The 25,257-nt window shown below is 40.9% G+C and carries 29 protein-coding genes; 7 read left to right on the top strand and 22 right to left on the bottom strand.

Features of this window, described 5'->3' with window-relative positions:
* The first annotated feature begins 177 nt into the window (after positions 1 to 177).
* The 4 genes from G628_RS0115900 (at position 178) to G628_RS0115880 (ending at position 3,052) form a co-directional block, all read left to right on the top strand.
* The gene (locus tag G628_RS0115900; RefSeq protein WP_026667562.1) at positions 178 to 621 is read left to right on the top strand and encodes an HTH domain-containing protein; all 444 of its coding nucleotides are present in this window, start codon (positions 178 to 180) and stop codon (positions 619 to 621) included.
* Positions 597 to 1,574 carry an IS3 family transposase gene (locus G628_RS17775; RefSeq protein WP_155833768.1) on the top strand — a complete coding sequence of 326 codons (978 nt, stop codon included), beginning with the start codon at positions 597 to 599 and terminating at the stop codon, positions 1,572 to 1,574. The genes G628_RS0115900 and G628_RS17775 overlap by 25 nt, the downstream gene beginning before the upstream one ends.
* A gap of 167 nt (positions 1,575 to 1,741) precedes the next feature.
* Positions 1,742 to 2,395 (top strand): hypothetical protein, encoded by a 654-nt coding sequence (locus tag G628_RS0115890; protein ID WP_026654131.1) that lies wholly within the window; start codon positions 1,742 to 1,744, stop codon positions 2,393 to 2,395.
* A 30-nt stretch (positions 2,396 to 2,425) separates the two neighbouring features.
* Positions 2,426 to 3,052 carry a prolipoprotein diacylglyceryl transferase family protein gene (locus G628_RS0115880; RefSeq protein ID WP_081670799.1) on the top strand — a complete coding sequence of 209 codons (627 nt, stop codon included), beginning with the start codon at positions 2,426 to 2,428 and terminating at the stop codon, positions 3,050 to 3,052.
* Here the strand turns inward: G628_RS0115880 and G628_RS0115875 are convergent.
* The gene (locus tag G628_RS0115875; protein WP_027209552.1) at positions 3,031 to 4,140 is read right to left on the bottom strand and encodes a hypothetical protein; all 1,110 of its coding nucleotides are present in this window, start codon (positions 4,138 to 4,140) and stop codon (positions 3,031 to 3,033) included. The genes G628_RS0115880 and G628_RS0115875 overlap by 22 nt on opposite strands.
* 217 nt (positions 4,141 to 4,357) lie before the next feature.
* Between G628_RS0115875 and fliY the strand changes: the two genes are divergently transcribed.
* Together fliY and G628_RS0115865 are read left to right on the top strand one after the other, a co-directional pair.
* Positions 4,358 to 4,981, top strand: a complete 624-nt coding sequence (gene fliY, locus G628_RS0115870) for a flagellar motor switch phosphatase FliY (protein WP_081670797.1) — start codon at positions 4,358 to 4,360, stop codon at positions 4,979 to 4,981.
* The gene (locus tag G628_RS0115865) at positions 4,974 to 6,110 is read left to right on the top strand and encodes a DUF4317 domain-containing protein (protein ID WP_026654125.1); all 1,137 of its coding nucleotides are present in this window, start codon (positions 4,974 to 4,976) and stop codon (positions 6,108 to 6,110) included. Before fliY ends, G628_RS0115865 begins: the two co-directional genes overlap by 8 nt.
* 173 nt (positions 6,111 to 6,283) lie before the next feature.
* Here G628_RS0115865 and G628_RS18810 read toward each other — a convergent pair whose 3' ends face one another.
* The 7 genes from G628_RS18810 to rsxC form a co-directional block, all read right to left on the bottom strand.
* Positions 6,284 to 6,439: a hypothetical protein gene (locus tag G628_RS18810; protein WP_155833834.1), complete on the bottom strand. Its 156-nt coding sequence runs from the start codon at positions 6,437 to 6,439 to the stop codon at positions 6,284 to 6,286.
* Between the two features lie 125 nt (positions 6,440 to 6,564).
* Positions 6,565 to 7,359 carry an RnfABCDGE type electron transport complex subunit B gene (locus tag G628_RS0115855; protein WP_027209551.1) on the bottom strand — a complete coding sequence of 265 codons (795 nt, stop codon included), beginning with the start codon at positions 7,357 to 7,359 and terminating at the stop codon, positions 6,565 to 6,567.
* A gap of 37 nt (positions 7,360 to 7,396) precedes the next feature.
* Complete coding sequence (locus tag G628_RS0115850; RefSeq protein WP_330365530.1) at positions 7,397 to 7,984, bottom strand: electron transport complex protein RnfA; 588 nt, start codon at positions 7,982 to 7,984, stop codon at positions 7,397 to 7,399.
* On the bottom strand, positions 7,984 to 8,676 hold the full coding sequence (rsxE, locus tag G628_RS17770; protein WP_081670795.1) for an electron transport complex subunit RsxE: 693 nt from the start codon (positions 8,674 to 8,676) through the stop codon (positions 7,984 to 7,986). Before rsxE ends, G628_RS0115850 begins: the two co-directional genes overlap by 1 nt.
* Positions 8,673 to 9,293: an RnfABCDGE type electron transport complex subunit G gene (locus G628_RS0115840; protein ID WP_027209550.1), complete on the bottom strand. Its 621-nt coding sequence runs from the start codon at positions 9,291 to 9,293 to the stop codon at positions 8,673 to 8,675. Before G628_RS0115840 ends, rsxE begins: the two co-directional genes overlap by 4 nt.
* Positions 9,290 to 10,240 (bottom strand): RnfABCDGE type electron transport complex subunit D, encoded by a 951-nt coding sequence (locus G628_RS0115835; protein ID WP_026654121.1) that lies wholly within the window; start codon positions 10,238 to 10,240, stop codon positions 9,290 to 9,292. The genes G628_RS0115840 and G628_RS0115835 overlap by 4 nt, the downstream gene beginning before the upstream one ends.
* 13 nt (positions 10,241 to 10,253) lie before the next feature.
* Positions 10,254 to 11,570, bottom strand: coding sequence for an electron transport complex subunit RsxC (gene rsxC, locus G628_RS0115830; RefSeq protein ID WP_026654120.1), 1,317 nt, complete (start codon positions 11,568 to 11,570; stop codon positions 10,254 to 10,256).
* 213 nt (positions 11,571 to 11,783) lie between these two features.
* On the opposite strand from rsxC, the gene G628_RS0115825 reads away from it, so the two are divergent.
* Positions 11,784 to 12,992, top strand: coding sequence for a ribonuclease H-like domain-containing protein (locus tag G628_RS0115825; RefSeq protein WP_027209549.1), 1,209 nt, complete (start codon positions 11,784 to 11,786; stop codon positions 12,990 to 12,992).
* Positions 12,993 to 13,051: 59 nt separating this feature from the next.
* On the opposite strand, the gene G628_RS0115820 is transcribed toward G628_RS0115825, so the two are convergent.
* The 14 genes from G628_RS0115820 to G628_RS19035 form a co-directional block, all read right to left on the bottom strand.
* Positions 13,052 to 13,837, bottom strand: coding sequence for a CheR family methyltransferase (locus G628_RS0115820; RefSeq protein WP_026654117.1), 786 nt, complete (start codon positions 13,835 to 13,837; stop codon positions 13,052 to 13,054).
* 121 nt (positions 13,838 to 13,958) lie between these two features.
* Positions 13,959 to 15,098 (bottom strand): 30S ribosomal protein S1, encoded by a 1,140-nt coding sequence (gene rpsA / locus G628_RS0115815; protein WP_026654116.1) that lies wholly within the window; start codon positions 15,096 to 15,098, stop codon positions 13,959 to 13,961.
* Entirely contained in the window at positions 15,079 to 15,933 is an 855-nt protein-coding gene (ispH, locus tag G628_RS0115810) for a 4-hydroxy-3-methylbut-2-enyl diphosphate reductase (RefSeq protein WP_026654115.1), read from the bottom strand. The genes rpsA and ispH overlap by 20 nt, the downstream gene beginning before the upstream one ends.
* Before the next feature lie 10 nt (positions 15,934 to 15,943).
* Positions 15,944 to 16,606, bottom strand: a complete 663-nt coding sequence (gene cmk, locus G628_RS0115805) for a (d)CMP kinase (RefSeq protein ID WP_026668170.1) — start codon at positions 16,604 to 16,606, stop codon at positions 15,944 to 15,946.
* A 21-nt stretch (positions 16,607 to 16,627) separates the two neighbouring features.
* Positions 16,628 to 17,914: an NAD(P)/FAD-dependent oxidoreductase gene (locus G628_RS0115800; protein WP_027209548.1), complete on the bottom strand. Its 1,287-nt coding sequence runs from the start codon at positions 17,912 to 17,914 to the stop codon at positions 16,628 to 16,630.
* A gap of 34 nt (positions 17,915 to 17,948) precedes the next feature.
* Positions 17,949 to 18,887 (bottom strand): MurR/RpiR family transcriptional regulator, encoded by a 939-nt coding sequence (locus G628_RS0115795; RefSeq protein ID WP_026654111.1) that lies wholly within the window; start codon positions 18,885 to 18,887, stop codon positions 17,949 to 17,951.
* Complete coding sequence (locus tag G628_RS0115790; RefSeq protein ID WP_026515001.1) at positions 18,884 to 19,435, bottom strand: TetR/AcrR family transcriptional regulator; 552 nt, start codon at positions 19,433 to 19,435, stop codon at positions 18,884 to 18,886. The genes G628_RS0115795 and G628_RS0115790 overlap by 4 nt, the downstream gene beginning before the upstream one ends.
* 106 nt (positions 19,436 to 19,541) lie before the next feature.
* A complete protein-coding gene (locus G628_RS0115785; protein WP_026654110.1) occupies positions 19,542 to 20,645 on the bottom strand; it encodes a tetratricopeptide repeat protein in 1,104 nt (367 codons plus the stop codon).
* 14 nt (positions 20,646 to 20,659) lie between these two features.
* Entirely contained in the window at positions 20,660 to 21,049 is a 390-nt protein-coding gene (locus G628_RS0115780) for a RidA family protein (RefSeq protein WP_330365529.1), read from the bottom strand.
* A gap of 36 nt (positions 21,050 to 21,085) precedes the next feature.
* Positions 21,086 to 21,328, bottom strand: a complete 243-nt coding sequence (locus tag G628_RS0115775; protein ID WP_026654108.1) for a hypothetical protein — start codon at positions 21,326 to 21,328, stop codon at positions 21,086 to 21,088.
* A gap of 14 nt (positions 21,329 to 21,342) precedes the next feature.
* A complete protein-coding gene (locus G628_RS17765) occupies positions 21,343 to 22,269 on the bottom strand; it encodes a GDSL-type esterase/lipase family protein (RefSeq protein ID WP_081670794.1) in 927 nt (308 codons plus the stop codon).
* Positions 22,270 to 22,284: 15 nt separating this feature from the next.
* Positions 22,285 to 23,577 (bottom strand): MBOAT family O-acyltransferase, encoded by a 1,293-nt coding sequence (locus G628_RS0115765; protein WP_242827253.1) that lies wholly within the window; start codon positions 23,575 to 23,577, stop codon positions 22,285 to 22,287.
* A gap of 123 nt (positions 23,578 to 23,700) precedes the next feature.
* Complete coding sequence (locus G628_RS17760; protein ID WP_051199259.1) at positions 23,701 to 25,086, bottom strand: tetratricopeptide repeat protein; 1,386 nt, start codon at positions 25,084 to 25,086, stop codon at positions 23,701 to 23,703.
* The gene (locus G628_RS19035) at positions 25,086 to 25,250 is read right to left on the bottom strand and encodes a hypothetical protein (RefSeq protein ID WP_034461884.1); all 165 of its coding nucleotides are present in this window, start codon (positions 25,248 to 25,250) and stop codon (positions 25,086 to 25,088) included. The genes G628_RS17760 and G628_RS19035 overlap by 1 nt, the downstream gene beginning before the upstream one ends.
* Between the last annotated feature and the right edge of the window lie 7 nt (positions 25,251 to 25,257).

Below are 25,257 nucleotides of genomic sequence, written 5' to 3'. Positions count from 1 at the left end.
TAAAATGAACCCCAAGAAGTGGACACAGCCAAAAAGCATTTTGGCAGGATTTCAAACAACAAATCCGACATGTGGACATAACATTGGCTGTATATTTACTAAAAAATGTGATAATCCCAACATGTGGACACGGATGTAACTGTCTTTGCTGATATAATTAGCAAGGGAGGACTCTATATGAATCCAAAAAAGAAACCATGTTACACAAATGAACAAGTTGCAATTCTTGTTCAGAATCCTTATACACACACAGCTACCCCCTATAGGCTAACGTTCACTCTTGAGTTCAAGGAATATTTTATTGACCAGGTAACTAACCATGGTCTTACAACACCTAAGATTCTTAAGGCTGCTGGGTATGATCCCTCGATGTTCGCAAGGACTACCATTGATAACATACGCAGAAATATCCTTGCAGAGGCGACTTCTCCTGAAGGATTAAAACCACCTAGGGGATTGTCACAAGCTGAGCGCACCAAGGCCTATGCAAAGAAAAACCTTGACGCCCAGAGGACTTCAACATCTATCAAAGAGATGCAGCAAAGAATCGTACATCTTGAACAGCAGGTTGAGTTTTTAAAAAAAATTCAAAATATATATCTTCATCCTCCGGGAAACTAGTTCATCAGAAGGAATATATATTTAAAGCCATCCAAAGAGAAGTCAGCTCTAATGACAGTTGTCTGGATGTAAAGGAGCTCTGCGAACTCGCAGGTGTATCGCGCTCCGGGTATTATCGCTACATATCAGAGGCTGCTTCACAACACCGTCTCCAGAGTGAAGCTAGGGATCTTCGGGATTTTGCTCTTATAAAACAAGCATATGACTTTAGAGGATACGCCAAAGGATATCGAAGCATATGCATGAGGCTTGTCAGAACGGGCACGCCCATGAATCACAAGAAAGTCATCAGGATTATGCGAAAGTATGGCTTAAAATGTCCTATTCGAAAAGCGAATCCCTACAGGCGCATGGCAAAAGCACTCAAGACAAATGCTGTTGCTCCGAACCATGTACAACGTCAATTCAAGAGCCATGGACCACGACAGGTGCTGCTAACAGATATAACCTACATCAGATTAAATGACGCTTTCTGCTATCTATCAGTGATTATTGATGCTTACACAATGCAAGTACTGGCTTTTCAGCTTAGTGAATCACTTGAAATAGACTTTGTTCTTGAAACAGTGCGTCAACTAATGAGGAATCACTTATACTCATTGAATGCTACTACATTCATTCACAGTGACCAAGGCTGTCACTATACTAGCGTTAAGTTTAGAGATCTTATTACTAACACAATCCTCACACAATCTATGTCCAGAAGAGGAAACTGCTGGGATAATGCTCCACAAGAGAGTTTCTTTGGACATATGAAGGATGAACTTAGCCCATATATAAAAACCTGGAAGACATTCGATGACGTCCAGAACAGAATAAATGACTGGATTAACTATTACAATAACGATAGGTACCAGGTGCAACTACAAGGGATGGCACCAAATGAATACTATCATTATAAAGTAACCAATCAACTACCATCAGCATTGGCAATAAATACTGCCAAAAAATGAAGCGTGTGTCCTTGACATGGGGTTCACATTACCTGTTTTTACACCGTACGCTTCTTACACAAGCTATCTATACGGTGCAGGTATCCATATTCCTTTTTACACATTCCATTTGAAACAGTTATCTATATGCAATAAAATAATTTTAAAAAAGGAGGTTTAAAACATTTATGAGTGCTAACGTAATTCGCATCGAAACAGAAAATGATTCGCTGTTTCTTAAAGATAACGAAATTCATATGTTTGCAAATGCGATCGAATATGTATACAAACCATCTATAATCAAAAAAATGGCCATTATCACATCAATAAAAGAAAATGGCAGTATCGAAAAGTCTTTAGTTCTATATATTGGTGCCGACACTGAAATATATATAAAATCCAATCATAAATGCTTTCAACCTTTTTTATTTAATCAGATTAGAACAAAGTTACCAGTGAATTCTAAAAAGATTCTTGATGCCTTGGCATGCACAAGTAACAATACATCTATGATATACAATTATAAACAAGGTGTTCTCTCTTTAGTTTCTTTTTCAATTTGGGTTCTTTCAATTGCCATTGTTATTACTTCAGATAGTTTGTCTTCTAAAATTATACTTGTAGCATTGGGAATAAATATTATAGGATTTGTACTTGATATCATTGCGTATTTAGATAATCCCGATAATAAGTTTGCAGTTAATGTTATGACAGTGTATATAGTAAACTATGGACTTGTTATATCTCTGGCAGTTCTATATTTTACATGTATAGACGCACTCGACGCAGCAGTCAACGCTACAATTAAACATTTCTGCGGTTCATGCCAGAGTATGCCATAAGTACTCTACTAAAAAGGAAGATTTTTGCCCATGTATAGGATAATGATGTTATCTGCAATATTTTTTGGCTTTTCTACCGCATCAGGTCTGCAAAAGAAAAAGAATGTTCCATTGAGAATTATAGGCTTGTCCGTTGTATTAGAAATGATCCTGTGTATGTATATGTCATTCATAGGATATCTTGTGATCACAAAAGGACGAACTATCGGCCTTAACAGTACAGGAGCTGCCCTGGGCATGATCTTGGGCGTACTTATTTTTTCCAAGATAACTCCTCAGTACAAAAAAGTGTTTTTCGAATCCTATGTGATAGTCTTGCCTTTAATGTACGGACTTGGAAAAATCGGATGTGCTTTTGCGGGATGCTGTGCGGGTATTCCGTATAACGGTTTCATGCGTGTACACACCGCCAACGGCAATCTGTTTCCGATTCAAAAGTTGGAAGCGGTAGTTTTTCTGCTTCTTTTTGCAGGTTCTCTGCTATTATATTTCAAAGATCGTTTTAATCCATCACACGCAGTAATCATCTATTGTATAGCAAAAATCGCGCTGGACTTTCTAAGGATCGGACATGTCGATCACTTAATAACCACCAATCAGATAATGTGTGCCGCCATTATGGCATTTTTTATCCTCTACACATCAAAATCATCATAATCCCCATTATCATAGCCGCCGTAGCTATCGTATTCCTTGATCTTGTCGGTGGCTCTTCTGTTGAATTGCTGTTTGAACTTTTGCTGCTTTAACTTTTGTTCCTTAAGCTTTGCTTTTGCCTTTTCTTTTGCCTTTGCTTTCTTTTTGCGCTTCAGCATAAGCTCTTCTTCATCATCTTCTTCCTCTTCTTCGTCTTCGTATTCTTCATCCTCGTCGTCGTAATCATCGTACTCTTCGTATTCCTCGTCCTCCTCATTCCTGATAAAGAGTGAGAGTCCGCGAAGATGATGCATTATAAATATCGCAACGAGTATGAATATATCGGTATATAAAAGACCTACGATATAGTAATTTTCTTTTATCAAATATCCCAGTTTAAAGCCTATAACACTTAAGATGCCCGATAAAAGAAGTGCAAACACAAGTAAGAGCCCGTGTTTTATCGCGCCCAGTATCGCGTATATGAAATCAACAAAAGATGCATCGAAATACACGAATCTACCTATCATCAGTCCAAAATAATACATCATGATAGGGCTATACTGCTCTTTGCTAACGGTAGCATCGCCAAATGTAGTAAAGCACGTCAAAACAATGATCGCATAGAACATTCCGAGCATTCTTACAGAAGCCTTATCTTCCTTGGAAATTCGTCTAAGCGGAATGATGATCTTATCAAGAACCGTGTTTATAAAACAGGTCATGGAAATAAGGAATAAAAGCAGGAAATCCTTGTTTTTATCCCATTGATAATAGAACCACTTAATCCCCATCGGCATACTGCCCATTTTCTTAGCCTGATAGAGAGGTGTAAGAAGTTCAAAAATATGGTTACAGATTATATATGCGCACGCAAATAATATTACCGATGTACTCGATATCATCATCTCGAAAAAGAGCTGCATATTATCTACAGTGCGTCTTTTAAACTCATCATGTCTTTCGCTGCTGTGAACAAGGCATACGGACATTCTGGTTCCAAACATTATGATCAAGCTGATGATCAGTAAACCGGCAAATGCCATCCCCAGAAAAATAAGCTGTTTAGCTCTGTTAAAATCCGGGTTTATATACTTATCAATCGTCATATGTCAAAAAATTCCTCCGTCAGATCATACTATATATGTTACCATATTTTTATCTTTTTCGCTCTTTTTTTAACATATTTTTTTGACATTATTCTAAAAAAAGGATAAACCTTTTAGAAGATAGCGTAAATGATTCTTTACAAGTTCACGGAATATAAACTACAATATTATTATAGTTCTGAAATATCAATACACCAAAAACGCGAAGGAGGCAAGAATGTTGGAAGACAACTTTTTAACCGGTGAGCAAATGGATACTATCGGTGAAATTGCCAATATCAGCATGGGTAATTCCGCAACTACTCTTAGCTTAATGGTAAATAGAAAAGTCGATATCACTACTCCAAGTGTAAAACTTATAAAGAGAAGCGAAGCTTTGGATGATTACGAAAAGACCTGTATTTTCGTGCAGATTCACTATGTAAAAGGTCTTGAAGGAAATAATGTCCTGATTCTTAAAGAACACGACGTAAAAGTCATGACAGATCTTATGATGGGCGGAGACGGTACAAATACGGCCGGCGAGATTTCCGATCTTCATCTTTCAGCCGCTTCGGAAGCAATGAATCAGATGATGGGTACGAGTGCAACCTCTTTATCATCTATGCTCGGCGTTCCCACAGACATCAGCACTCCTATCGTAAACAGGATTGATGTTGAGAGTATCAAAGTTTTCGAGAAAATGTTTGATACTACATACGATAAATTTGTTAAAATAGCTTTTAGGATGACAATCGGCGATTTAATTGATTCCGTTATGGTACAATTATATCCGATACGATTCGCAAAAGATATGTGCAACAAATTTTATACAAAGGAAAACGCAGAGAACAATGAATAAGGCAGAAACACTTGAGATCAAAAAGCAATTTACACCGGACAGGTGTACTATCGACCACATTTGCGGATGCTATGTGGATCACGACAAGAACAAACTATTCACTTTCAGAAAAGCCTTCGGACAGCTTCCGGAGGAAGAGATGTTCAAATATCTCGATATTTTCCAGCATACTCTTGCAGGAACTTTTGGCAAGAATCTGATCAGTCTTGAGTTTCCTCTTGACCAGGAACAGCCGGGAGGTACTCAGGACTTTCTTTTGACCTTGAGGAATTCCCAGCTTCAGGATGACGAGCTTGTAGATGAATTCTACGAAAAGATAATCGCCAACTATGTAAACGGCGAGAATTACTACATCATCCTCGTTCACGCAGCATATGACATTCCGGGAATCACAAGCGATGGTATCGAGATGGAGGATGCGTCAGAGAACGTATATGACTACATCCTTTGCAGCATCTGTCCCGTTAAGCTTTCAAAGGCAGGACTTGGCTACAACGAGAAAACAAATGTGATCGAAGAAAGATTCAGGGACTGGATCGTAGACGGTCCTACAAAGGGCTTCCTATTCCCTGCTTTCATCGAAAGAGACACGGATATTCACAACATGCTCTACTTCACCAAGAAGCCCGATGACCTTCAGCCTGAATTTATCGAGGCAATGTTCGGCGGAAGAGCTCCTTTGGCAGCTCCTGAGCAGAAAGGCATCTTTGATACGGTTGTTCAGAATACGATCGGAGAAAATGCCGATTACGACATAATGAAGAACATTCACGACAACTTAAATGACATGATTGAAGATCACGCAGACGATCCGGAGCCTCTTGAGCTCAATAAGAACGACGTTAAGCAACTCCTTCACGACAGCGGCGTTTCGGATGAGCGTCTCGGCTACTTTGAAGAAACCTACACAAAGTGCGCAGGTGATGAGGACTACCCTCTCCTTGCAAGTAACATTGCACATACCAAAAAGTTTGATATCGAGACTCCAAATGTTGTCATCAAGGTAAAACCTGACAGAACCGACCTTGTTGAATCCAAGATCGTCGACGGCAGACAATGCCTTGTAATCGCAGTTGATGACCACATCGAAGTAAACGGAATCAACGTAAGAACATTTATGGACAGATAAAACTACGAATTGTATACAAAAACGAGCTTACTTTTCTTTTTATTTAGAAAAGGCAAGCTCGTTTTTTGGACCTTACGCCCTATAAGTAAATTTCAAATTTTTTCAAAAATAGATAATCCCGATTGTTTCGACGGACGATTCCGTATCAATAAACTACAGGATTTGGTAATCAATTAATAATTCATACTTTTAAGCATTTCGATAGCGGTCTTATGTCTTCCATCGGAACCGGGATACTCGTACTTCTTAAGAAGACGTTCCCTCATCTCCTCAGGATGATTATATAATTGATCCATAATTCTATCAAAAGCTTGTCTCCATTCGCCCATACTAATGTACCTCCATTTGACAAACAACGATAGCGTGTACAATAGTATAGTTTTTTAAAGATTTTATCAATAGGTAATTCAACCAAAAATATGAGATATTTTTTTGCCAACTTCTATCCAAGAGTTTAGATTGCAGCAATAGCCTTCTTCGGGCACTTTGAAACGCAAGTGTCACAATGTACGCATTTATCCTGATCGATGCTAGCAACATTGTTCTCCACAACTATTGCGCCTTCAGGACAGTTTTTCTCACAAATATGACATCCGATACATCCCACTTTGCAATATTTATTGACATATTTACCCATATCCTGTGACTTGCAAGTAACAGCCTCTCTTGCATCGTAAGGAATGAAATCGATAAGGTGTCTCGGGCAGATATCAACGCACTTTCCGCAAGCCTTACACTTTTCCGTATCTACAATTGCAACACCGTTTACTACATGTATCGCATCAAATTTGCACACCGATACGCAGCTTCCGCCGCCAAGACATCCGTATCCGCAAGTCTTCGAACCGCCTCCCGGAGCCTGTGCCTGGAATCTGCAGTCATCTGCTCCCTTATATTCATACTTCTGGGTTGCCTGCTCGCAGTCGCCGCTGCAATGCACAAATGCAACCATTCTCTTTGTCTTTTCAGCCTTAACGCCCATTATCGCAGAAATTGCCTGCGCTACCGGTGCACCACCGACAGGGCACTGATTTACAGCTGCTTCCCCCTGAGCTATTGCCGTCGCACATCCCGAACATCCGGGATATCCGCAACCTCCGCAGTTATTGCCGGGAAGCGCTTCCAGGATCGCAGCTTCTTTTTCATCAATATCGACATGGAGCTTCAGATCTGCAATGCCAAGGATAAATCCTATGGCAACTCCAACGCCTGCAACAACTATCGTTGCAATGATTATTCCACTAATCATAAGTCATTCTCCTTCTTTCAGCCAAGATTTGTAATTATTACTTCAAAGCTGAAAATCCCGTAAATGCGATTGCCATAAGTCCCGAAGTAAGAAGCACAAGAGGCATTCCCTTGAAGCTCTCCGGTATATCATTGTACTCCATCTTCTCGCGAAGTCCTGCCAAGATAACTATCGCAATTGTAAAACCAACGGCTGTTGAAAAACCGCAGACCGTACTACCTTCGATGGTGTAATTGTTTGTAACGTTGTTAAGTGCAACACCAAGAACCGCGCAGTTTGTTGTTATGAGAGGAAGATACACACCAAGCGCCTTGTACAGTGAGACCATATATTTTTTCAATATCATCTCAACAAACTGAACAAGCATCGCAACAACAAGAATAAACACGATTGTCTGTAAGTATCCGAGATCAAAAGGTTTAAGAACAAACCAGTAAATAGTACTACATACAAGTGATGAAAGAGTCATTACGAAAATACATGCGCCTCCCATTCCAAGCGCGGTGTCAATTTTTTTGGAAACACCAAGGAACGGACAAAGGCCGAGGAACTGACTCAAAACAACATTATTTATAAGAGAAGCGGAAAGTATGAGTACCAGAAATTCCATTATTGTATCTCTCATTATTTTTCAGCCTCCTTCTTTGCTACATTTGATTTCATTTTGTTCATTGCCGCAATAAGGAAAGCAAGTACAAAGAACGCTCCCGCCTGCTGAACGAAAATGCTGACAGGTTGATATTTAGTAAGATATTTTCCCACAATTCCAGTAATAACCGTATCAGGGCCAAGAACCGGAACATTAAATGCTGTTCCCGCACCGATAAGCTCTCTAAAAAGACCGATAACGGTAATAGCGCAGGTAAATCCTATTCCCATTCCCACTCCGTCAAAGAACGAAGGTACAATTCCGTGTTTACTTGCATACGCTTCCGCTCTTCCGAAAATGATACAGTTAACAACTATAAGCGGTATATATACACCGAGCGCTTTATTAAGTGTCGGCACATATGCCTGCATAAGAAGCTGAACCAATGTAACAAAAGATGCGATTACGACAATAAACGAAGGAATCCTGACCGTAGCAGGTATAATCTTTCTTAATGCCGAAATTACCGCATTACTGAGTGCCAAAACAAATGTAGTCGCAAGTCCCATTCCGAGTCCGTTTGTGGCGGAAGATGTAACCGCAAGGGTTGGACACATACCGATCATAAGTACTAATGTAGGATTCTCAGCAATGAGACCGTTAAAAAATCTCTCGGCGGGAGAATCTTGTTCCAATCCAAGCGCGCCTTTCTTTATATCTTTACTCATTGCCTTGCTCCTTTCTTAAGTGCTTTTTCAAAATATGCGTTGGCAACATCTACACCATCGGTAATTGCCTTAGATGTAATCGTCGCTCCGGAAATCGCCTCTATCTGAGAACCGGAATCCGAAAGCTGTCCGGACTTTACAACTGAAAATTGCACAGCGTTTTTACCCGCAAACTGAGGTGCAATGATCTTTTCCGCATTCATTCCAAGTCCGGGTGTCTCCGCGATTGAAATAATGGAGATTCCGTTCATCTTGCCACCGTTTGTTATTCCGACAGTGAATATAATTGAATCGCCATAACCTTTGGTTTTCATCTGAATTACATATCCGAGCAGATTCCCGTTCAGATCAAGTGCCTGCTTTACACCCTGTAAGCGAACTCCCTTGACAGCGAGTTCATCATACACATCTTCCAATATTTCTTCATCCCATCTGATATCATTGAATGTGATCGCATCACTGAATACGGACTGATTGGCTTTGTTCTGCGCCAACATATCCTGATATGCTATCGGATCTTTTGTAACCTGATATACAAGTCCCAAAAGAGCTCCCGCAACCAAAGTGATGATAAAAAGTATAAAGGCGTTTTTGATCATGCCAAAAAATTCTCTCATGCTTTCATCGCCTCCTTTTTAGCTTTTCCCCTGATTCCGAATGCCCTCGGAATAGTTACTCTCTCAATAAGCGGAACCAAAAGATTTCCGATTATGATCGCATACGAAACGCCCTCTGCATTTGCTCCAAAAATACGGAAGAGTCCTGTCAAAAGACCTAAGATGATTCCGTAAATATATCTTCCCTTCGGGGTAATGGGGCAGGTTACATAGTCTGTTGCCATGAAAAATGCACCGAGCATAAGTCCGCCGCCCGAAAGATGTGCGGCAATGTATCCCCAGTTAAATCCATATTCTCCAAACAAACCTACAAAAGCCACAAACGAAACGATATAACTGAAAGGAATAACATAATCGATTACTCCGACAGCAAAAAGGATGATTGCTCCGATAACAATGCAGATCATTGATGTCTCTCCTATTGTTCCCGAAGTGTTTCCTATTATCATGTTCTTGATATCAACCTGAACGCTGTTCTTAAGGTTAAAAAGCGGTGTTGCTCCCGAATATGCATCACAGTTAAAGTTTGTCATTATTGCCGGAAAAGAGATCATCAAAAAGCATCTTGCACCAAGAGCAGGATTCATGAAATTCTGTCCCACACCTCCGAAAAGTTGCTTGACCATAACGATCGCAAAAGCTCCTCCGAGCACAGGTACCCAGAGCGGCACTGCCGGCGGCAGGTTAAGTGCAAGAAGCAATCCTGTGACCACAGCGGTAAAATCATTTATAGTGATAGGCTTACGAAGCACCATAGAGCTTATGATCTCGGAAGCAACGCATGATGCGATTGAAACTCCGATCAAAAAGATACTGTAAACACCAAAATTATATATTCCATATCCGGTAGCAGGAAGAAGCGCAATAAGTACCCAGATCATAATATTTGAGGTCGTCACGCTTGATCTTACATGCGGATTGGATGACACCTTTCTCAATTTTTCCATCAAAATGTCCCCCTTACTTTTTCCTATTTGCAAGCTGAATTTTTCTCATACCTTTGATCAGCTGAGTAAGCTGTCTCCTCGCAGGACAAATATAACTGCAGCATCCGCACTCGCAACATTCCATTCCGTATAACTGAAGGAATTTTTTCTCATCGTTATGTTCTACCGCATCGGCAAGATTCTTGGGAATGAGTCTTTCAGGACACACTTCAACACACCTTGCGCAGTTAATGCAAGCCGACGGTTCAAACTGTGAAACGGCATCTTTTGTAAGGCATGTAAGCGCAGATGCAGTCTTTGTAGTGGGAACATCAAGATCAAATATGGCAAATCCCATCATGGGACCACCGGAAATAATCTTGGCAGGCTCCTTGTAAAAGCCTCCGGCATCATCTAAAAGCTGAGTGTAGCTTGTTCCTATTCTTACTTTGTAGTTTCTGGGATTTGCAACGGCATCTCCTGTGATGGTAACGATTCTCTCCATCAAAGGTCTGCCCTCTTTTACAGCTCTGCAGACAGCACAAAGTGTATCAACATTATCAACGATACATCCCGCATCCGCAGGGAGCATTGATGAGTTGATCTCTCTACCCGTAACGGCATAAATGAGCATACGCTCAGCGCCCTCGGGATATTTAGTCTTTACAGCCTTTACGCTGATATTTTCTAAGTCCTTTGTAAGATCTCTGAATATCTTGATCGCGTCCGGCTTATTATCTTCAATCGCAAGTATTCCTCTGGCATTAGGGAAAATGCTAACGGCAATCTTCAGTCCTTCCAAAAGCAGTTCAGGTTCCTCGATCATACGCCTGTAATCGGAAGTCAGATATGGTTCACATTCTGAGCAGTTAGCAATTACATAATCGATCTTATCGGGTTCCTTCGGTGAAAATTTAACAGCGGTAGGGAAACCTGCACCTCCCATACCTACCACGCCGGCCTCTCTGACAGCCTCGATCTTGTCTTCAGCGGTCATCTCGTCATAACGCTTACGCGGTCTGAATCTCACCTCTTCATATCGTTCATCGTTCTCAACGATAATACTCTCACACATAGCTCCCGTAGCAAGTCGTCTCGGTTCAATCGCGACAACAGTACCGGAAACAGTTGCATAAATAGGCGCAGACACAAAACCGTTTGCCTCCGCAATCTTCTGTCCGGTCAAAACATGGTCTCCTACGGCAACTATGGCCTTTGCCGGTGCACCAATGTGCTGTGACAAAGGATATACCAAGTCTCCTTTTGGTAGCACTGATTTTATGGGCTTACCCTTAGTTAACTCTTTGCCTTCATAAGGATGTATGCCGCCCTTAAAAGTACCTTTTGCCATTTCCTACCCTTCTTTCGATTGTTTTAGAAAAATATTTACCTGAATAGATAATTTCAGATTGGTTTTTATACCACTGCTTTAATTGTATCAAATTTTTAATCAAAATTAATGATTAATCTCAAAAATTGCGGATATTATTTTAACAAAATACTGCTTTAGTTTTTGTGGTACAATTATTTATAAGGTGATTTTTGAAAGTAGGTATAACTTAGCATGAAGAAAAGTGTCAAAAACATCACATTTTCAGACGATCATATCATCCACAAACTTCCGCAGATGCTCGGATGCAGCAATGACGACATATTATTTATAGATATAGAAACAACCGGCCTTTCTCCCAGAAACTCAGACATTTATATGATAGGCCTCTCTTATTGTGAAAACGATTCCTGGCGAATTGTCCAGCTTTTTGCAGAAAACACGGCCGAAGAAGCCCATATTCTCAAGGTGTTTGCCAGAAATTACGGCAATCACTCCAAGATAATCAACTTTAACGGAGACAGATTCGATCTTCCTTTTTTAAAAAACAAGTTTGATAAATATAAGATTACAAATCCCATCGAAGATGCAGATTCAATAGATCTTCAAAGGATCATACGTCCTTATCAGGATCAGCTAGGTCTCATAGATTGCAAACAGAGAACAATTGAGATGTACCTTGGTACCACAAGAAAGAATAAACATAACGGCAAAAGTCTTTTGCCCATTTATGCTTCATATAAAAAGACAATGGCAAGGCAGCCTCTTGAGATTCTTTTCCTTCACAACTATGAAGACGTAAAAGGAATGTTTGCTCTGTTACCGATGTTCCTCTTCCTCAAGTTCTTTTCACTTTTTAGGAATATGCCCGGAACATCGATCAAAACGGATGAACCAATTTCGCCCGAGAATTATCTTGCCTCCGATTTGCCGGATGAAGAAACTGTTCTTCCCGTAAAAGCCAAAAAGGTTCAGGCCAATTATTACAATGATTATGAAGGCAATCTCAAGAAAGAAATATTCATGAAGCTCGAGCTTCCCTTTGCACTGCCGTCTTCTTTGACAGGACATCTTGATGACTGTTATTTCAAGACAGACAAGGATGAAGCGATCTTAAGAGTTCCTATATATGAGGCGGAGCTTAAATATTACTATTCCAATTACAACGATTACTACTATCTTCCAAAAGAAGATACGGCAATCCACAAGTCAATCGCATCATTTGTTGACAAGAAGTACAGGGAAAAGGCTAAGCCCGATAATTGCTACACCAAGAAAAACGGGCAATATCTTAGAGAATGGAACCTTGTATTCACACCCTTTTTTAAGTCAGACTACAAGGATGAAAGAATATTCTTCGACCTCAACGCTAATCTTAAGCAAAGTCGCTTTGCTTTAAGTGTATACGCATCGCACATAATTGCACATATTCTTGAAATCTAAAAGGCTTTCGCACCGGATAAGTGTGAAAGCCTTATTTCTTGTTAAATAGTATATTTACTTTAGTTCAAGGGTCTTTCGTAATAGAAAGAGTTCTTTCTTACGTAACCCATATCCTTATAATTTATGATCTGTTCTGTGCTTCCGATAAAGAGTATTCCGCCTGGAGCAAGTGAATCATAATATTTTCTGAATATCTCGTCCTTAGCTTCTTCAGTGAAATAAATAAGCACGTTTCTGCATACAAGGAGATGACAATCCTTCGGATACGGATCTCTCAAAAGATCTGCCTGCTTGAAAGTAACTCTTGATTTAATCTCATCGGATACCTTCATCTTTCCGTCAGCAGTCTCTTCAAAAAACTTGGTCTTAAATTCTGCCGGAACGCCGGCAACTTCCTTTTTATCGTAGATTCCCGCCTTAGCTTTTGCAAGAACAACCGCATCAAGATCGGTCGCAAGAACGTTTATCTGATTTAACGGCATGTGCTTTGAAAGCATCATAACAATAGTATATGGCTCGTCACCTGTAGAACAAGCAGCGCTCCAGATCTTGAGATTTTTGCCAAACTTATTCATAAGTTCGGGAACCATCTCTTTATCCATCAAATTCCACTGATCTGCATTTCTGAAGAATTCAGAAACATTGATAGTAAGATAGGATACAAAAGAATCAAGCGCCTCTCTGTCCTTCTTTATAAGATCGGCAAAACCATCATAGCCCTTTACATCATACTTCCCTATGAGGGTATCGATTCGCCTCTTCATCTGTTTTTCTTTATATGAATTGAGGTCAATCTTAGTCAGATCATAGACTGCTTTTTTAAACCACTCATAATCATATGCCATGGATAATCCTCCTGATTCTTTTTCTTTTATTTTATTATAGTGCGAATTGTATGTAAAATTAAAAAAAAATAAAAACCGGCATTTCTGCCGATTTTTATTTTTATATGATGTTTAGAAACTATTAGTTCTCTTCCTGTTCCTGCTCTGCGATAACCTTATCGATATCTACAGAAACAACATCTCCGCTCTCGGCCTCTTCTTCCTTCTCAGGAGCGAACATAGCCTTTATTGAAAGGCTGATCTTCTTCTCCTCTTCATTGAAGTCTACAATCTTAGCTTCAACTTCCTGGCCAACCTTAAGTACGTCAGCAGGCTTCTCAACATGCTCCTTAGCAATCTGAGAAACATGAAGAAGTGCGTCGATACCGGGCTCAAGCTCTACGAATGCACCGAAATCAGTCATTCTTGCAACTTTACCGGTTACAACATTACCTACAGCATACTTAACTGTAGCATCCTTCCAAGGATTCTCGTTGTCGAACTTTCTTGAAAGCGCAATCTTGCTGCCGTCGATGCTCTTAACGAGTACCTTAACAGTGTCACCGATCTTGAATGCTTTCTTAGGGCTCTCAACACGTCCCCAGCTCATCTCTGAAATGTGAAGAAGTCCGTCTGCTCCGCCAAGATCGATGAAAGCACCGAAATCTGTAACGTTCTTTACAACGCCTTCTACAACATCGCCAACTTTGATTGAATCAAAGAGCTTCTTAGCCTGCTCAGCCTTCTCTGCTGTAACAAGCATTCTTCTGTTACCGATGTATCTTCTTCTCTTAGGATTGTACTCAGTAACAACAAATTGGATCTCCTGATCCTGATACTTTGAGAGATCTTTCTCATAACTATCGGAAACAAGGCTTGCAGGTATGAAGATTCTAACTTCGTCAACAACAACTGTAAGTCCGCCCTCGAGAACCTGTACAACCTTAGCTGTAAGAACTTCCTTGTTATTGAAAGCTTCTTCGATTCTCTTGTTTCCTCTGTCGATAGCGAGTCGCTTGTATGAAAGAATAACCTGTCCATCTGCGTCGTTTGTCTTGAGCACTTTGACATCCATAGTGTCACCGACTTTGACTACAGTTGTAAGGTCAATACTGTTATCGTTGCTATATTCGTTCTTAGTCAAGATACCATCGGACTTGTAACCAATGTTAAGAATTATCTCGTCAGGCTTAACGTCAATAACAGTTCCCTCAACAACCTCCCCCGTGTGAATTGTTTTGAAAGATGCGTTAAGCAACTGTTCAAAAGTTTCTTCTGACATAATTCTGAACCTCCTCAATAATGTTCTTTGGGGTTGATGCCCCGGCGGTAATCCCCACTAGTTTAACCGCTTCCTTTCTCTCTAGATGCAAGTCATCCAGTGTCTGAATAAAATATGTTTTGGCACATTTCTGATTGCAAATTTCGTATAGTTTTCTCGAATTTGAACTATGTGCCCCTCCGATCACTATCATCACATCTGCCTTGGATGCAATGTCTTCTGCTTCGGACTGTCGCTCGTCAGTAGCGTTACATATAGTATTCACAATATTAATATTGTAACCGTTATTCCCAAAGATTTCAACGGTTTCTTGAAATTTATTCTTGTTAAATGTAGTCTGAGAAACTATAGTATACTCTTTTTCTCGGTCACCACGGAACTTTTCGGCACTTTCGGGTGAATCGATAACAAAAACTTCACCATCGGCATAACTCACAATTCCCTCGACCTCGGGATGATTTGCACTTCCGACTACTATTATGGATTTGCCTTTCCCGCTTTCCTCAGAAACTATCTTATGTATGCGCTTTACAAAAGGACATGTCGCATCAATGATCTCAAGCCCCGTCGCAGCTATTTTTTCATGAACTTCCCTGGTAACTCCGTGAGATCTTATAACTATTATCCCACTTTTTATTCCCTCAAGTTCATCAACGGACTCAATGACCTTAACGCCCTTTTCCTCCATATCTTTTACAACTATCTCATTGTGTATTATGGGGCCGTATGTGTATATATTCATTCCCGGGTTATTCTTTATCTGCTCATAAACGGTATCTACCGCCTTTGTAACACCAAAACAAAAACCCGCATGTTCAGCCAGGATTACTTCCATCTGTTTCCTTTCAAACGCCCTTATAGAGCTCAATAATCTTATCTTTAACTTCCTCGATCGTCATATCCGAAGAATCAAGAAATACCGCATCATCTGCCTGCTTAAGCGGAGATATATCTCTGTGCATATCCCTGTAATCTCTGTCTATAATGTCCTTTTCGATTTCTTCGAGATTGCAATCAACCTTCTTTGCAACAAGTTCCTTGTATCTTCTCTCCGCGCGCACACGTGAGCTTGCTGTAAGATAAACCTTAAGGTCCGCACCGGGAAGCACCACTGTTCCGATATCCCTTCCGTCCATTACGACATCAGTCTTCTCGGCGAGCTTTTGCTGAAGTTCCACAAGTTTCTCTCTCACGGCTGCATTTACACTTATTGCGGAAGTCATGTTTCCCACTTCCTCTGTTCTTATAAGTCCGTTTACGTTTTCGCCGTTTAAATATACAACCTGCTCGTTGTTTTCATGCTTTATTGTAATATCGGCCTCTTTACAAGAACCGGCTACCTTTTCGCTTTCATCTGCGCCAATTCCGTTTTTTAACATGTAAAGAGCCATTGCTCTGTACATAGCGCCTGTATCCACATAAATAAATCCAAGCTCCTGCGCAACCTTTCTTGCGATCGTGCTCTTTCCCGCTCCCGCAGGTCCGTCTATAGCAATACTTCCAGCCATTGTAACAATTTCCTCCTAAAATTAACCATTCATTCCGGCGCTTTCTCCCGCAAGTCGTCCCGTAGACCATGCAACCTGCAGATTAAATCCTCCGGTCTCGGCATCGATATCCAAAACCTCTCCAGCAAAGAATAGTCCCTTAACAAGCTTTGATTCCATCGTTGAAGGATCTATCTCTTTGACATTGACACCACCTCTTGTGATTATCGCTTCATTAAAGTTTCGCGTGCCCACAACCGTCATCGGCACACTCTTTATGAGCTTTACAAAGCTTAGTCTCTCCTCTTTGGTGATATCATGAACCGCTTTTTCGGGATCGATACCTGAGAGATTAATCATAACAGGAATAAGCTTTGTTGGAAACAGTCCGCCCAAAGCATTCTTAAATTGCTTGTTTATAGCACCTTCAAAATCCCTGAGAATCCTTTTATCAAGCTGTTCCTCGGAAAGAGCGGGCTTAAGATCAAGCAAAAGCCTTGCATTTGCATTCTCTTCATAGTGACAGCTCGCCGTTAGAACCAGCGGTCCGCTCACTCCAAAGTGTGTAAAGAGCATCTCTCCAAAGCCGTCATATACAGGCTTGTCCGCTTTTTTCTTTTTACCGGCAGACTTTTCTTTTTCTTCTTTTTTGGATAAAAAGAGCTTTAACCCGACATTCTTAAGTGACAGCCCCTGCAGATCCTTGCACCAGTCCTCTTCTATCACAAACGGAACAAGTGAAGGCACTGGTTTTACAAGCGAGTGTCCGAGATTCTTCGCAAACTTGTAGCCGTCTCCCGTAGAACCTGTAGAAGGATATGACACGCCTCCCGTGCACACTATCACACCGTCAAACTCTTCTCTTGTGATCGGGTCACCTTTCTTTGAATATGTTATCGCAGAAACCACGCCTCCGCTGCTTTCCACAGATAAAACTTCCGTATCGAATATAACCTTTACACCGGCTTTTTTTACGGCGTTGTAAAGAGTCCTTATTATATCGGATGAGTGGTCTGAAACGGGAAATACTCTATCTCCGCGCTCAACCTTCAGCTTACATCCGTTGTTTTCAAAAAAGTCCATAACAGCGCTGTTATCATATCCGTACACTGCGCTGTACAAAAATCTCGGATTTCTTTTGACGTGTCCAAAAAAATCCGTGACATCACAGGCGTTTGTTACGTTGCAACGCCCCTTGCCCGTTATGTAAATCTTTTTCCCGGGCTTTTCATTCTTCTCAAAAACAGTGACGCTCGCGCTGCTCTCCGCAGCAGCAAGCGCCGCCATCATCCCGGCTGCCCCGCAGCCGATAACCGCTATTTTTTTCATATACTGCTAATCCTTAAACAAATCAAAACTAAACTTATGCCGGACTATCATCTTTTGCAATGATATTTCCGAGCATCATCGGATCGTCGGAAGCAAAATCTATCTCGTCGTTAAGATAAACCTGATAATTATTCCATGCCTCTTCCAACATCTTAAGGTCCGCCTTCACCTCATTCGGCCTTCTCATACAAAGCGCAACCACGAGGGCATTTATGACACTTAACGGTGCCACAAGCGAATCAACTATCGATGCCATCTCACTTCTTGCAAGAAGATTGCAGGAAGAATAAAGATTCATGGGTGAATGAACGGAATCCGTAATGGTTATAACCTTCGCATTCCTGTCATTGGCAAATTCCATGCACTTAAGAGTTCTCATGGAATATCTCGGGAAACTGATACCTATTATCGCATCCCTGTCGCCTATCCTTATCATCTGCTCGAACATTTCCGAGACACTTGTAGTTTTGATTATAACATTATTACCTCTGATCATGTTGAGATAAAAATGTAAAAAATCTGCCAAAGGCTCACAACTTCTTATACCAACTATATAGACCGTCCTCGCCTTTAAGATGATATCAACAGCCGTCTTAAAAGCCGCTACGTCTATATTGTTAATGGTATTCTCGATATTCGCCATATCTGACTGAAGGATTGTCGAAAGGATCTCACCTTCACTGCTTTTCCCAAACTTTCTTCCGACCTTTTCAACGGAGCCGAACTTGTCGCTTACCCACACCGAAAGCGCCTTCTGGAAAGCAGGATAGCCATCGTATCCAAGGCTCATGGCAAATCTGACAACAGTTGATTCACTCATACCCACGATCTTGCCAAGCTCAGCAGCCGTCATAAACACAGCCTGCTCGTAGTGATCGCAGATATAAGTTGCAATCGACTTCTTGCCTTTACTCATCTTGGAGTAACATTCATTTATTCTTGTTATTACATCTTCATCATTTTCAAATTTCATAGACTGAATGCCTTATACGCCGATTCAAGCATAGAAACTGAAGTTGCCTCATCAAGATCGTAGTCACCTGTAACCGCCATACAGCCTGCTCCGTGAATATAGATCCACATCTTCATAAAAAGCTGCTGTGCGTTGCTAATGCCATCATCAGACGCTCTTTTGATCTCTTTTACAACGTTTTCTTTTGAACCGTTTACAAGATCATACATACTCTTCTTCTCGTCACCCTGTTCGGATACAAAAAGAAGTTTAAATAAATAGGGGAATTTCTGGGCGAACCCAATATAAGCAAGACCGAGGTCCACAAACGGAACCTCATGATTTTTGGAACAATCGTTGTAGTAATCTTCATAGTATGCGGCCGCCTTGTCATAGACATCTTTCTTAAGCGCATCCATACTATCATAAATACGGAAAATAGGCTGTGTTGAACACCCTGCCGCCGCTGCGAGCTTCCTAGACGTTATCTGCTCGAAACCTTCTCTCTTGGTAATCTTAAATGCTGCATTTACAATCTCTTTTTGCGTAATTGTCGCTTTCCTGGACATACAATCCCCTCCCAACATAATTCTGCATAGATTCATATAAAAGCATGCGTTATCATTTTACAGAATTAACGATAGAGTGTCAACGAATTTCACTACTGTCCAAACATTACCTGGTCTTTAAAAAGATTTCCTCATCTGCTGCAACTTTATCCAGAGGATATATCTGCATATACTCATCCATGAGACTCTTTGCACCTGCAAAATCTCCCTTATACTCATATGCACATATTCTGTTAAACATCAGCGCCTGCTGCACTGCGCTGTCATTAAGTCCTATTGCGGCATCAAAAGTAACGATTGCTTCCCCAAAAGCATTTCCCGCCTCTTCTTCATTGCCGGAATCCAGATAGAATCTGCCCTTGTTGATCTGGCACATACCAAGCTGATTACTGATATTTGCACTCTTTGAATTAGACTTCAAATATTCCTTATAAACGCTGATAGCATAGTCATACTGCTGCAATCTCTCATAAGACTGGCCCAAAAGAAGCACTACAGACTCTTTCGTATCATGTCCGCCGTTCTCTTTGTTGGCTTTACTGAGATAATTCTGCGCCTCAGCATCGTTTCCGAGGTAAAAATACATTTCACCCTTCTCGAAATTGGACATGGTCTTCTCGCCACTGTCAAGCGCATGCTGAAGTATGTTCTTGGCCTTATCTTCCTTGCCGTTTTCAGCATATGCCTTGTAGATCATTACTATCATGGAATAATCTTTGTCATTAAGACGGATTGCGCTGGTGAAATCTGCATCTGCGTTTTTCTCCTCACTTTCGCCCGCCTTAAGTTCGCATACTCCCCTGAGGTAATATGCGGTCGGATCTTTGTCTCGAAGACTCAAAATGGCATCATAGATTCCTTTTGCCCTGTTGAAATCCTCGAGTTTCATATATGCCTCGGCAAGGTAATAGTTGGTGTCAAAATCCATATCATCAACTATTCCGTCGTCCGCAGCAAGAGAAGCCAGAAACTCCTGTGCTGCCTCTTCTTCTTTATCACTGTATAAGTATGCTATTCCTCTGCCCCTGTGGACAAGGCACGCGTCTTCACCGTCCTCTTCAGCTTTATCAAAACTTGCCAATGCTTTTGCATACTCATGACTGTCTATGTAAGCAAAACCGGCATCAATACCATGTCTGCCTGCAAAAGATCCGCATCCGCTCAGAGTAACAGAAATACATATTGCGCCCGCAATAATCCTGTACTTCACATTTAACCCCCTAATTATCCCAAATATGCAATAACCTCTACTTCACAAAGAACATCCTTGGGAAGCTTTTTAACTGCCACACAACTTCTTGCAGGCTTTCCTGTGAAGTATTTCTCATATACGCCGTTAAATGCCGCAAAATCACTCATCTCTGCAAGGAAGCATGTTGTCTTAATAACATGCTCATAGTCTGTTCCGGCTGCCTTAAGAATCTCACCGATATTCCGGCATACTCTCTCTGTCTGATCTTCGATAGTTGTTGTGTCGATCTGACCTGTCACGGGATTAATCGGAATCTGTCCCGATGCATAGAGAAATCCTCCTGCCTTTATTGCCTGTGAGTAAGGTCCGATAGCTGCCGGAGCCTTATCTGTAACAATGTATTCAATCGTATGTTCTTTCACTTTATAAATCCTCCTCCAAAAATATAGTTTTTCTATTTACTCGTTCTCGCCTCCAAATACTGCGGTAACGTAGAAACCTCTCGCGTTCTCCTCGACCTTCGTAACAACTCCCTCTCGCTCAAGCATGCGCTCTCTGAAAGGAAAATTACCCGACATGGCAAGTGACGGATCTATCGTATAATAATAATTGCTCGGAAGTACACCCTCCGTGACCGTGACATGATCACCTTCTTTTAACAGTCCCGGTCGTTCCATTTTAAATGACATTTCTCTAGACATTTTAACACTCCTGATCAGTCTTTTACAATCGCATGCTTAAGCAAGTACTGATGCCATCTTTCATAAGATGAAGCCTTCAAATGTATATCATCTGTAGATAATTCTTCCAATAAATTTCCGTTTTCATCATCCACAGCTTCATTCATATCAAGATAAAAAATATCCACATTATTTGCCAAATGAGACAGCGCCTCATTTCTCTCATTTATTCTCTCGTTGGTAAATATCTTATCATTGCTGCTTTTATTCTCGGTAACATGCATGATACTCTGTATATAAATAATCGCATCCGGCTGAAGTTCCCTTATCCTTGCAAGAACTTCGGCATACTTGGCAACAAATGTCTCCGTTGTGCCCGTTCCAAGCTCGTTAAGTCCAAGCATGATATAAATCTTGCCGTAAGGCTCATCCTTTTCAAGAGCCTGCTCAACAGTCATCTTCTTGCCATCCTCATCTTTAAGGAAATCGTTCTCAAGAACACTGTGAATACTAAGCGACACCTTTGCATAGAACATCGCCTGCTCATCAAGTCCCTCACAGTACTCCGAAAGTCCTACGGTTCTTGAATCTCCTATAAAAAGAGCATCTGCAAAATAATCGTCCGTAACTTCCTTAAACGTAATTTCTTCAGGTGAAGAATCATTTCCCGAAACATCGTTTCCTGAGATATCATTGCCTGAAACATCGGCAAGCAGTGCAGCCGCATCGCCTATATCATCTTCCTTTGCAGCCATAACGCTTTCTTTATCAAAAATCTGCCAGGGCATAACGCCGTTCGAAATACCTTTTATCATGACAACAAAAAGAGGCTGTTCCGCAGGATCGAAATCCGCAGAATAATCAGCATAGATTGAGCCCTTCGCAACAAATGTAACAGCGGATATTATTATTGAAAATACCACCACGCCCGTCACCAGCGGACAAGTCTTAAAACAATTCATTACATACACTTTCTATCAGAATGCAAAATACATAAACGGATTACCTGCCGAATTAGTCAGACTGTAAACCGAAAACCAAAACAACACAAATAAACATATCATGATCAGAGGATTCTTCCTGTGATTTTCAAAAAACTTAAACACATGCGGAATCAGAAGAACCAATCCCACAGCCAAAAGACCTCCGTATATACCAAGATTTTTTATATAATCATTGTTATTTACAGCGATACCCGCTCCAAAGAACGGGAAAAGTCTCTTAAAGTAGTTCAAGAGCATCTCTGCATTGGATATTGCAAATATAACCCATGTAAGCGGTATGAGAACAAGTACGTTAAATCTTCCCACGATTGCCTTTAATACTCCGGGAAGTTTGAATACCACGAAACGCTCACACATTATTATTACAAAAAGAATAAGTCCCCACAAAATAAAATTGAGGGTCACTCCGTGCCAGAAGCCTGTAACAAGCCATACAACAAGGAGATTCAACACAATCCTTACAGCACTCACTCTGCTTCCGCCCATAGGAATATAGATATAATCCCTAAACCATGATCCGAGCGTTGCATGCCATCTTCTGTAAAACTCGGAAACGCTTGCCGAACTGTACGGATGATCAAAGTTAACGACAAAAGGAAATCCGAGCATAACCGCAATTCCCGATGACATAAGAGAATATCCCCAGAAATCATAGAACAGCTGAAGCGAATATGTCACCGCACCAATCCAGGCAAACGGAGTCGAGATACTCTCATATCCTATTGTTCCGATTTCCTTCCAAAGCATTGCGTAATGATCAGCAAGAAGAACTTTCATCGCAAGACCTACAATAAAATACTTAAGTCCGTCTTCGATATTTGCAAATATCTCTTCTTTAGAGCTCTTTGATGCTCCGGGAATAAGTTCGAGATTATCGCTATAATCCGAATAGCGCATGATAGGTCCCGAAACCACCTGAGGAAACATGCAAAAATAAGCCGCAACGTCCTTGAAGAGCGGCTTAGAATCAATCTTACCGTTATATGAATCCGCCTGAAAAGAAATCATCTTGAAGGTATAGAAACTGATTCCGATAGGTATAAGGCTTCCGTCAACAAACTGTCCCAAAAGTTTAAATGTAACGAGCGTAGCCGCATCAAAGATCACAATCAAAGCAAGAAGGGCCTTCTTTTTCTTGCCCTCCACGCTTCTGACCGCTCTCGCGAACAGATAGTTGACAACAACCGCTCCCAAAAGAGCCGGAAACATATTCAGGTTTCCGACAGAATCGATGCTTCCGACAACATAAAAGATCAAGCTGCCCAAAAGCAGGGTCCACGTCCTGAATTTGACGGGAGTCACATAAAACAATATTAAAAACGCAGGTAAAAACCTAAAAATAAAAGTTATATTCGAAAAACTTATCATTTAACACATTTCCCAAAAATATTAATTGCCGGTGTTATCAGAGTTATCCGTAGTACCGGACCTGCCGGCACCCGCATTGTTTATCTCAGCAAGTTTTGTCTTTGAAGACGTAGCACTCTGCGATTTAGGGAAATTACTGATGATCAGATCGTACTTCTCCTTCGCCTTATCAATGTCTCCATTATCATAATAAGAGTTTGCAAGGTAATAAATTATATTTACATCATCCTTATTATATTGATAAGCCTTTGCAAATTTCTCTATAGCAACCGTGTAATCTTTTTTCTTATAAGCTTCTTTTCCGTCTTCATAGTAAATATTGGCAAGATGGGATCCTACTTTCTGCATGAGCGCACTGTAAAGTTCCTTAAACTCTGTAGAAACTTCCTTTTCGTTCTCATCAATATTTACTTTCTCAAGTGCAAGAGCAATACCGTCAATGTTGGTCGGATCTTCCATGTAGATCTTAACCGCCTTCATAAGGCATGTGCTCGCAGCATCCTGATTCTTACCTACTTTCTCATTAAGATCGTCAAGCTGCTTCTTGAGCTTAGCGATCTGCTGCTCGTACTCTCCTATCTGAGCCGACTTTGAATCAGATACTTCACTTATACCGGTGATGGTTCTGTTATTGTTGGATGTAATATTTTTTATCCTCTGAGGAAGTATCAAAAAGCAAGATACCGCAATTCCAAGTACGATACCAAGAACTATTCCCCAGATTGATCCCGACTTTGTAAGCGCAGACTGCTTACGAGGCTGGATTATCATCTCGTTTCCGCTGTTATATCTGATTGTCTCATTACTTCCTGATGATGCGGCGTCGGATACAAGTTTGCCACCCTCTCCGGGAAGAAGCATGTTATCGGCTTCCTTCAGGTATCTTCTTGCCATAAGATTTCCGGTATCAAGCTTAAGAACCTTCTGGGCTTCAACCTTAGCTCTGTCAAAATTGCCCGCTTTAAGATATAAGAGCGCCAAAAGAAGGTGTGCCTTAATAAATCCGGGATTTAAGGAAAGCACCTTCTTAAGCTGTATCACCGCAAGATCCAAGCTGTCCTGACGGCAGTAATTATATGCAATATTAAACTTCTTTATAGTCTGATTGATGTCCTCAAGTTTAGCCGGACTGTTTCTGACCATATCCATATAGTCATCAGCAATATTGTCTTCGGGTCTGAAGTTCTTACTGATAACCCATTCCGAAAGTGCAGCAACAACTTCGCCCATCTCATAATAAACAAGTCCCAACAGATTTCTCGCATCGATATTGTTCTTGTTCATCCTAAGGCTCTGCTGCAAAGACTCTATAGCCCCCGTTAAATCTCTGACTCCCGCTTTTTCAAGACCATCGTTATAAAAAAAGTTTGATAAGCTCTCAAGTTTTTTATATGTAGCGATAGCCATTACTTACTCCTTTTTGTACTCTCTGATTCTTGCTTAGCGTCCTTAAGAAGCTTTATGAGTACATCCGACATATCATCAAGATCCTGATTGTAGATAATGTCCTCAGCGTCTTCAATTTCCAGACTGGGCTTGAACTTCTTAAGTTCCTCTTCAAAATTTATCATTATTCTT

The sequence above is a fragment of the Butyrivibrio hungatei NK4A153 genome (assembly GCF_000424465.1).
In the GTDB taxonomy this organism is placed as follows: Bacteria; Bacillota; Clostridia; order Lachnospirales; family Lachnospiraceae; genus Butyrivibrio; species Butyrivibrio hungatei_A.
Note: the sequence above shows the minus strand (reverse complement) of the source record. Positions and strands in the feature narration are given on the sequence as shown.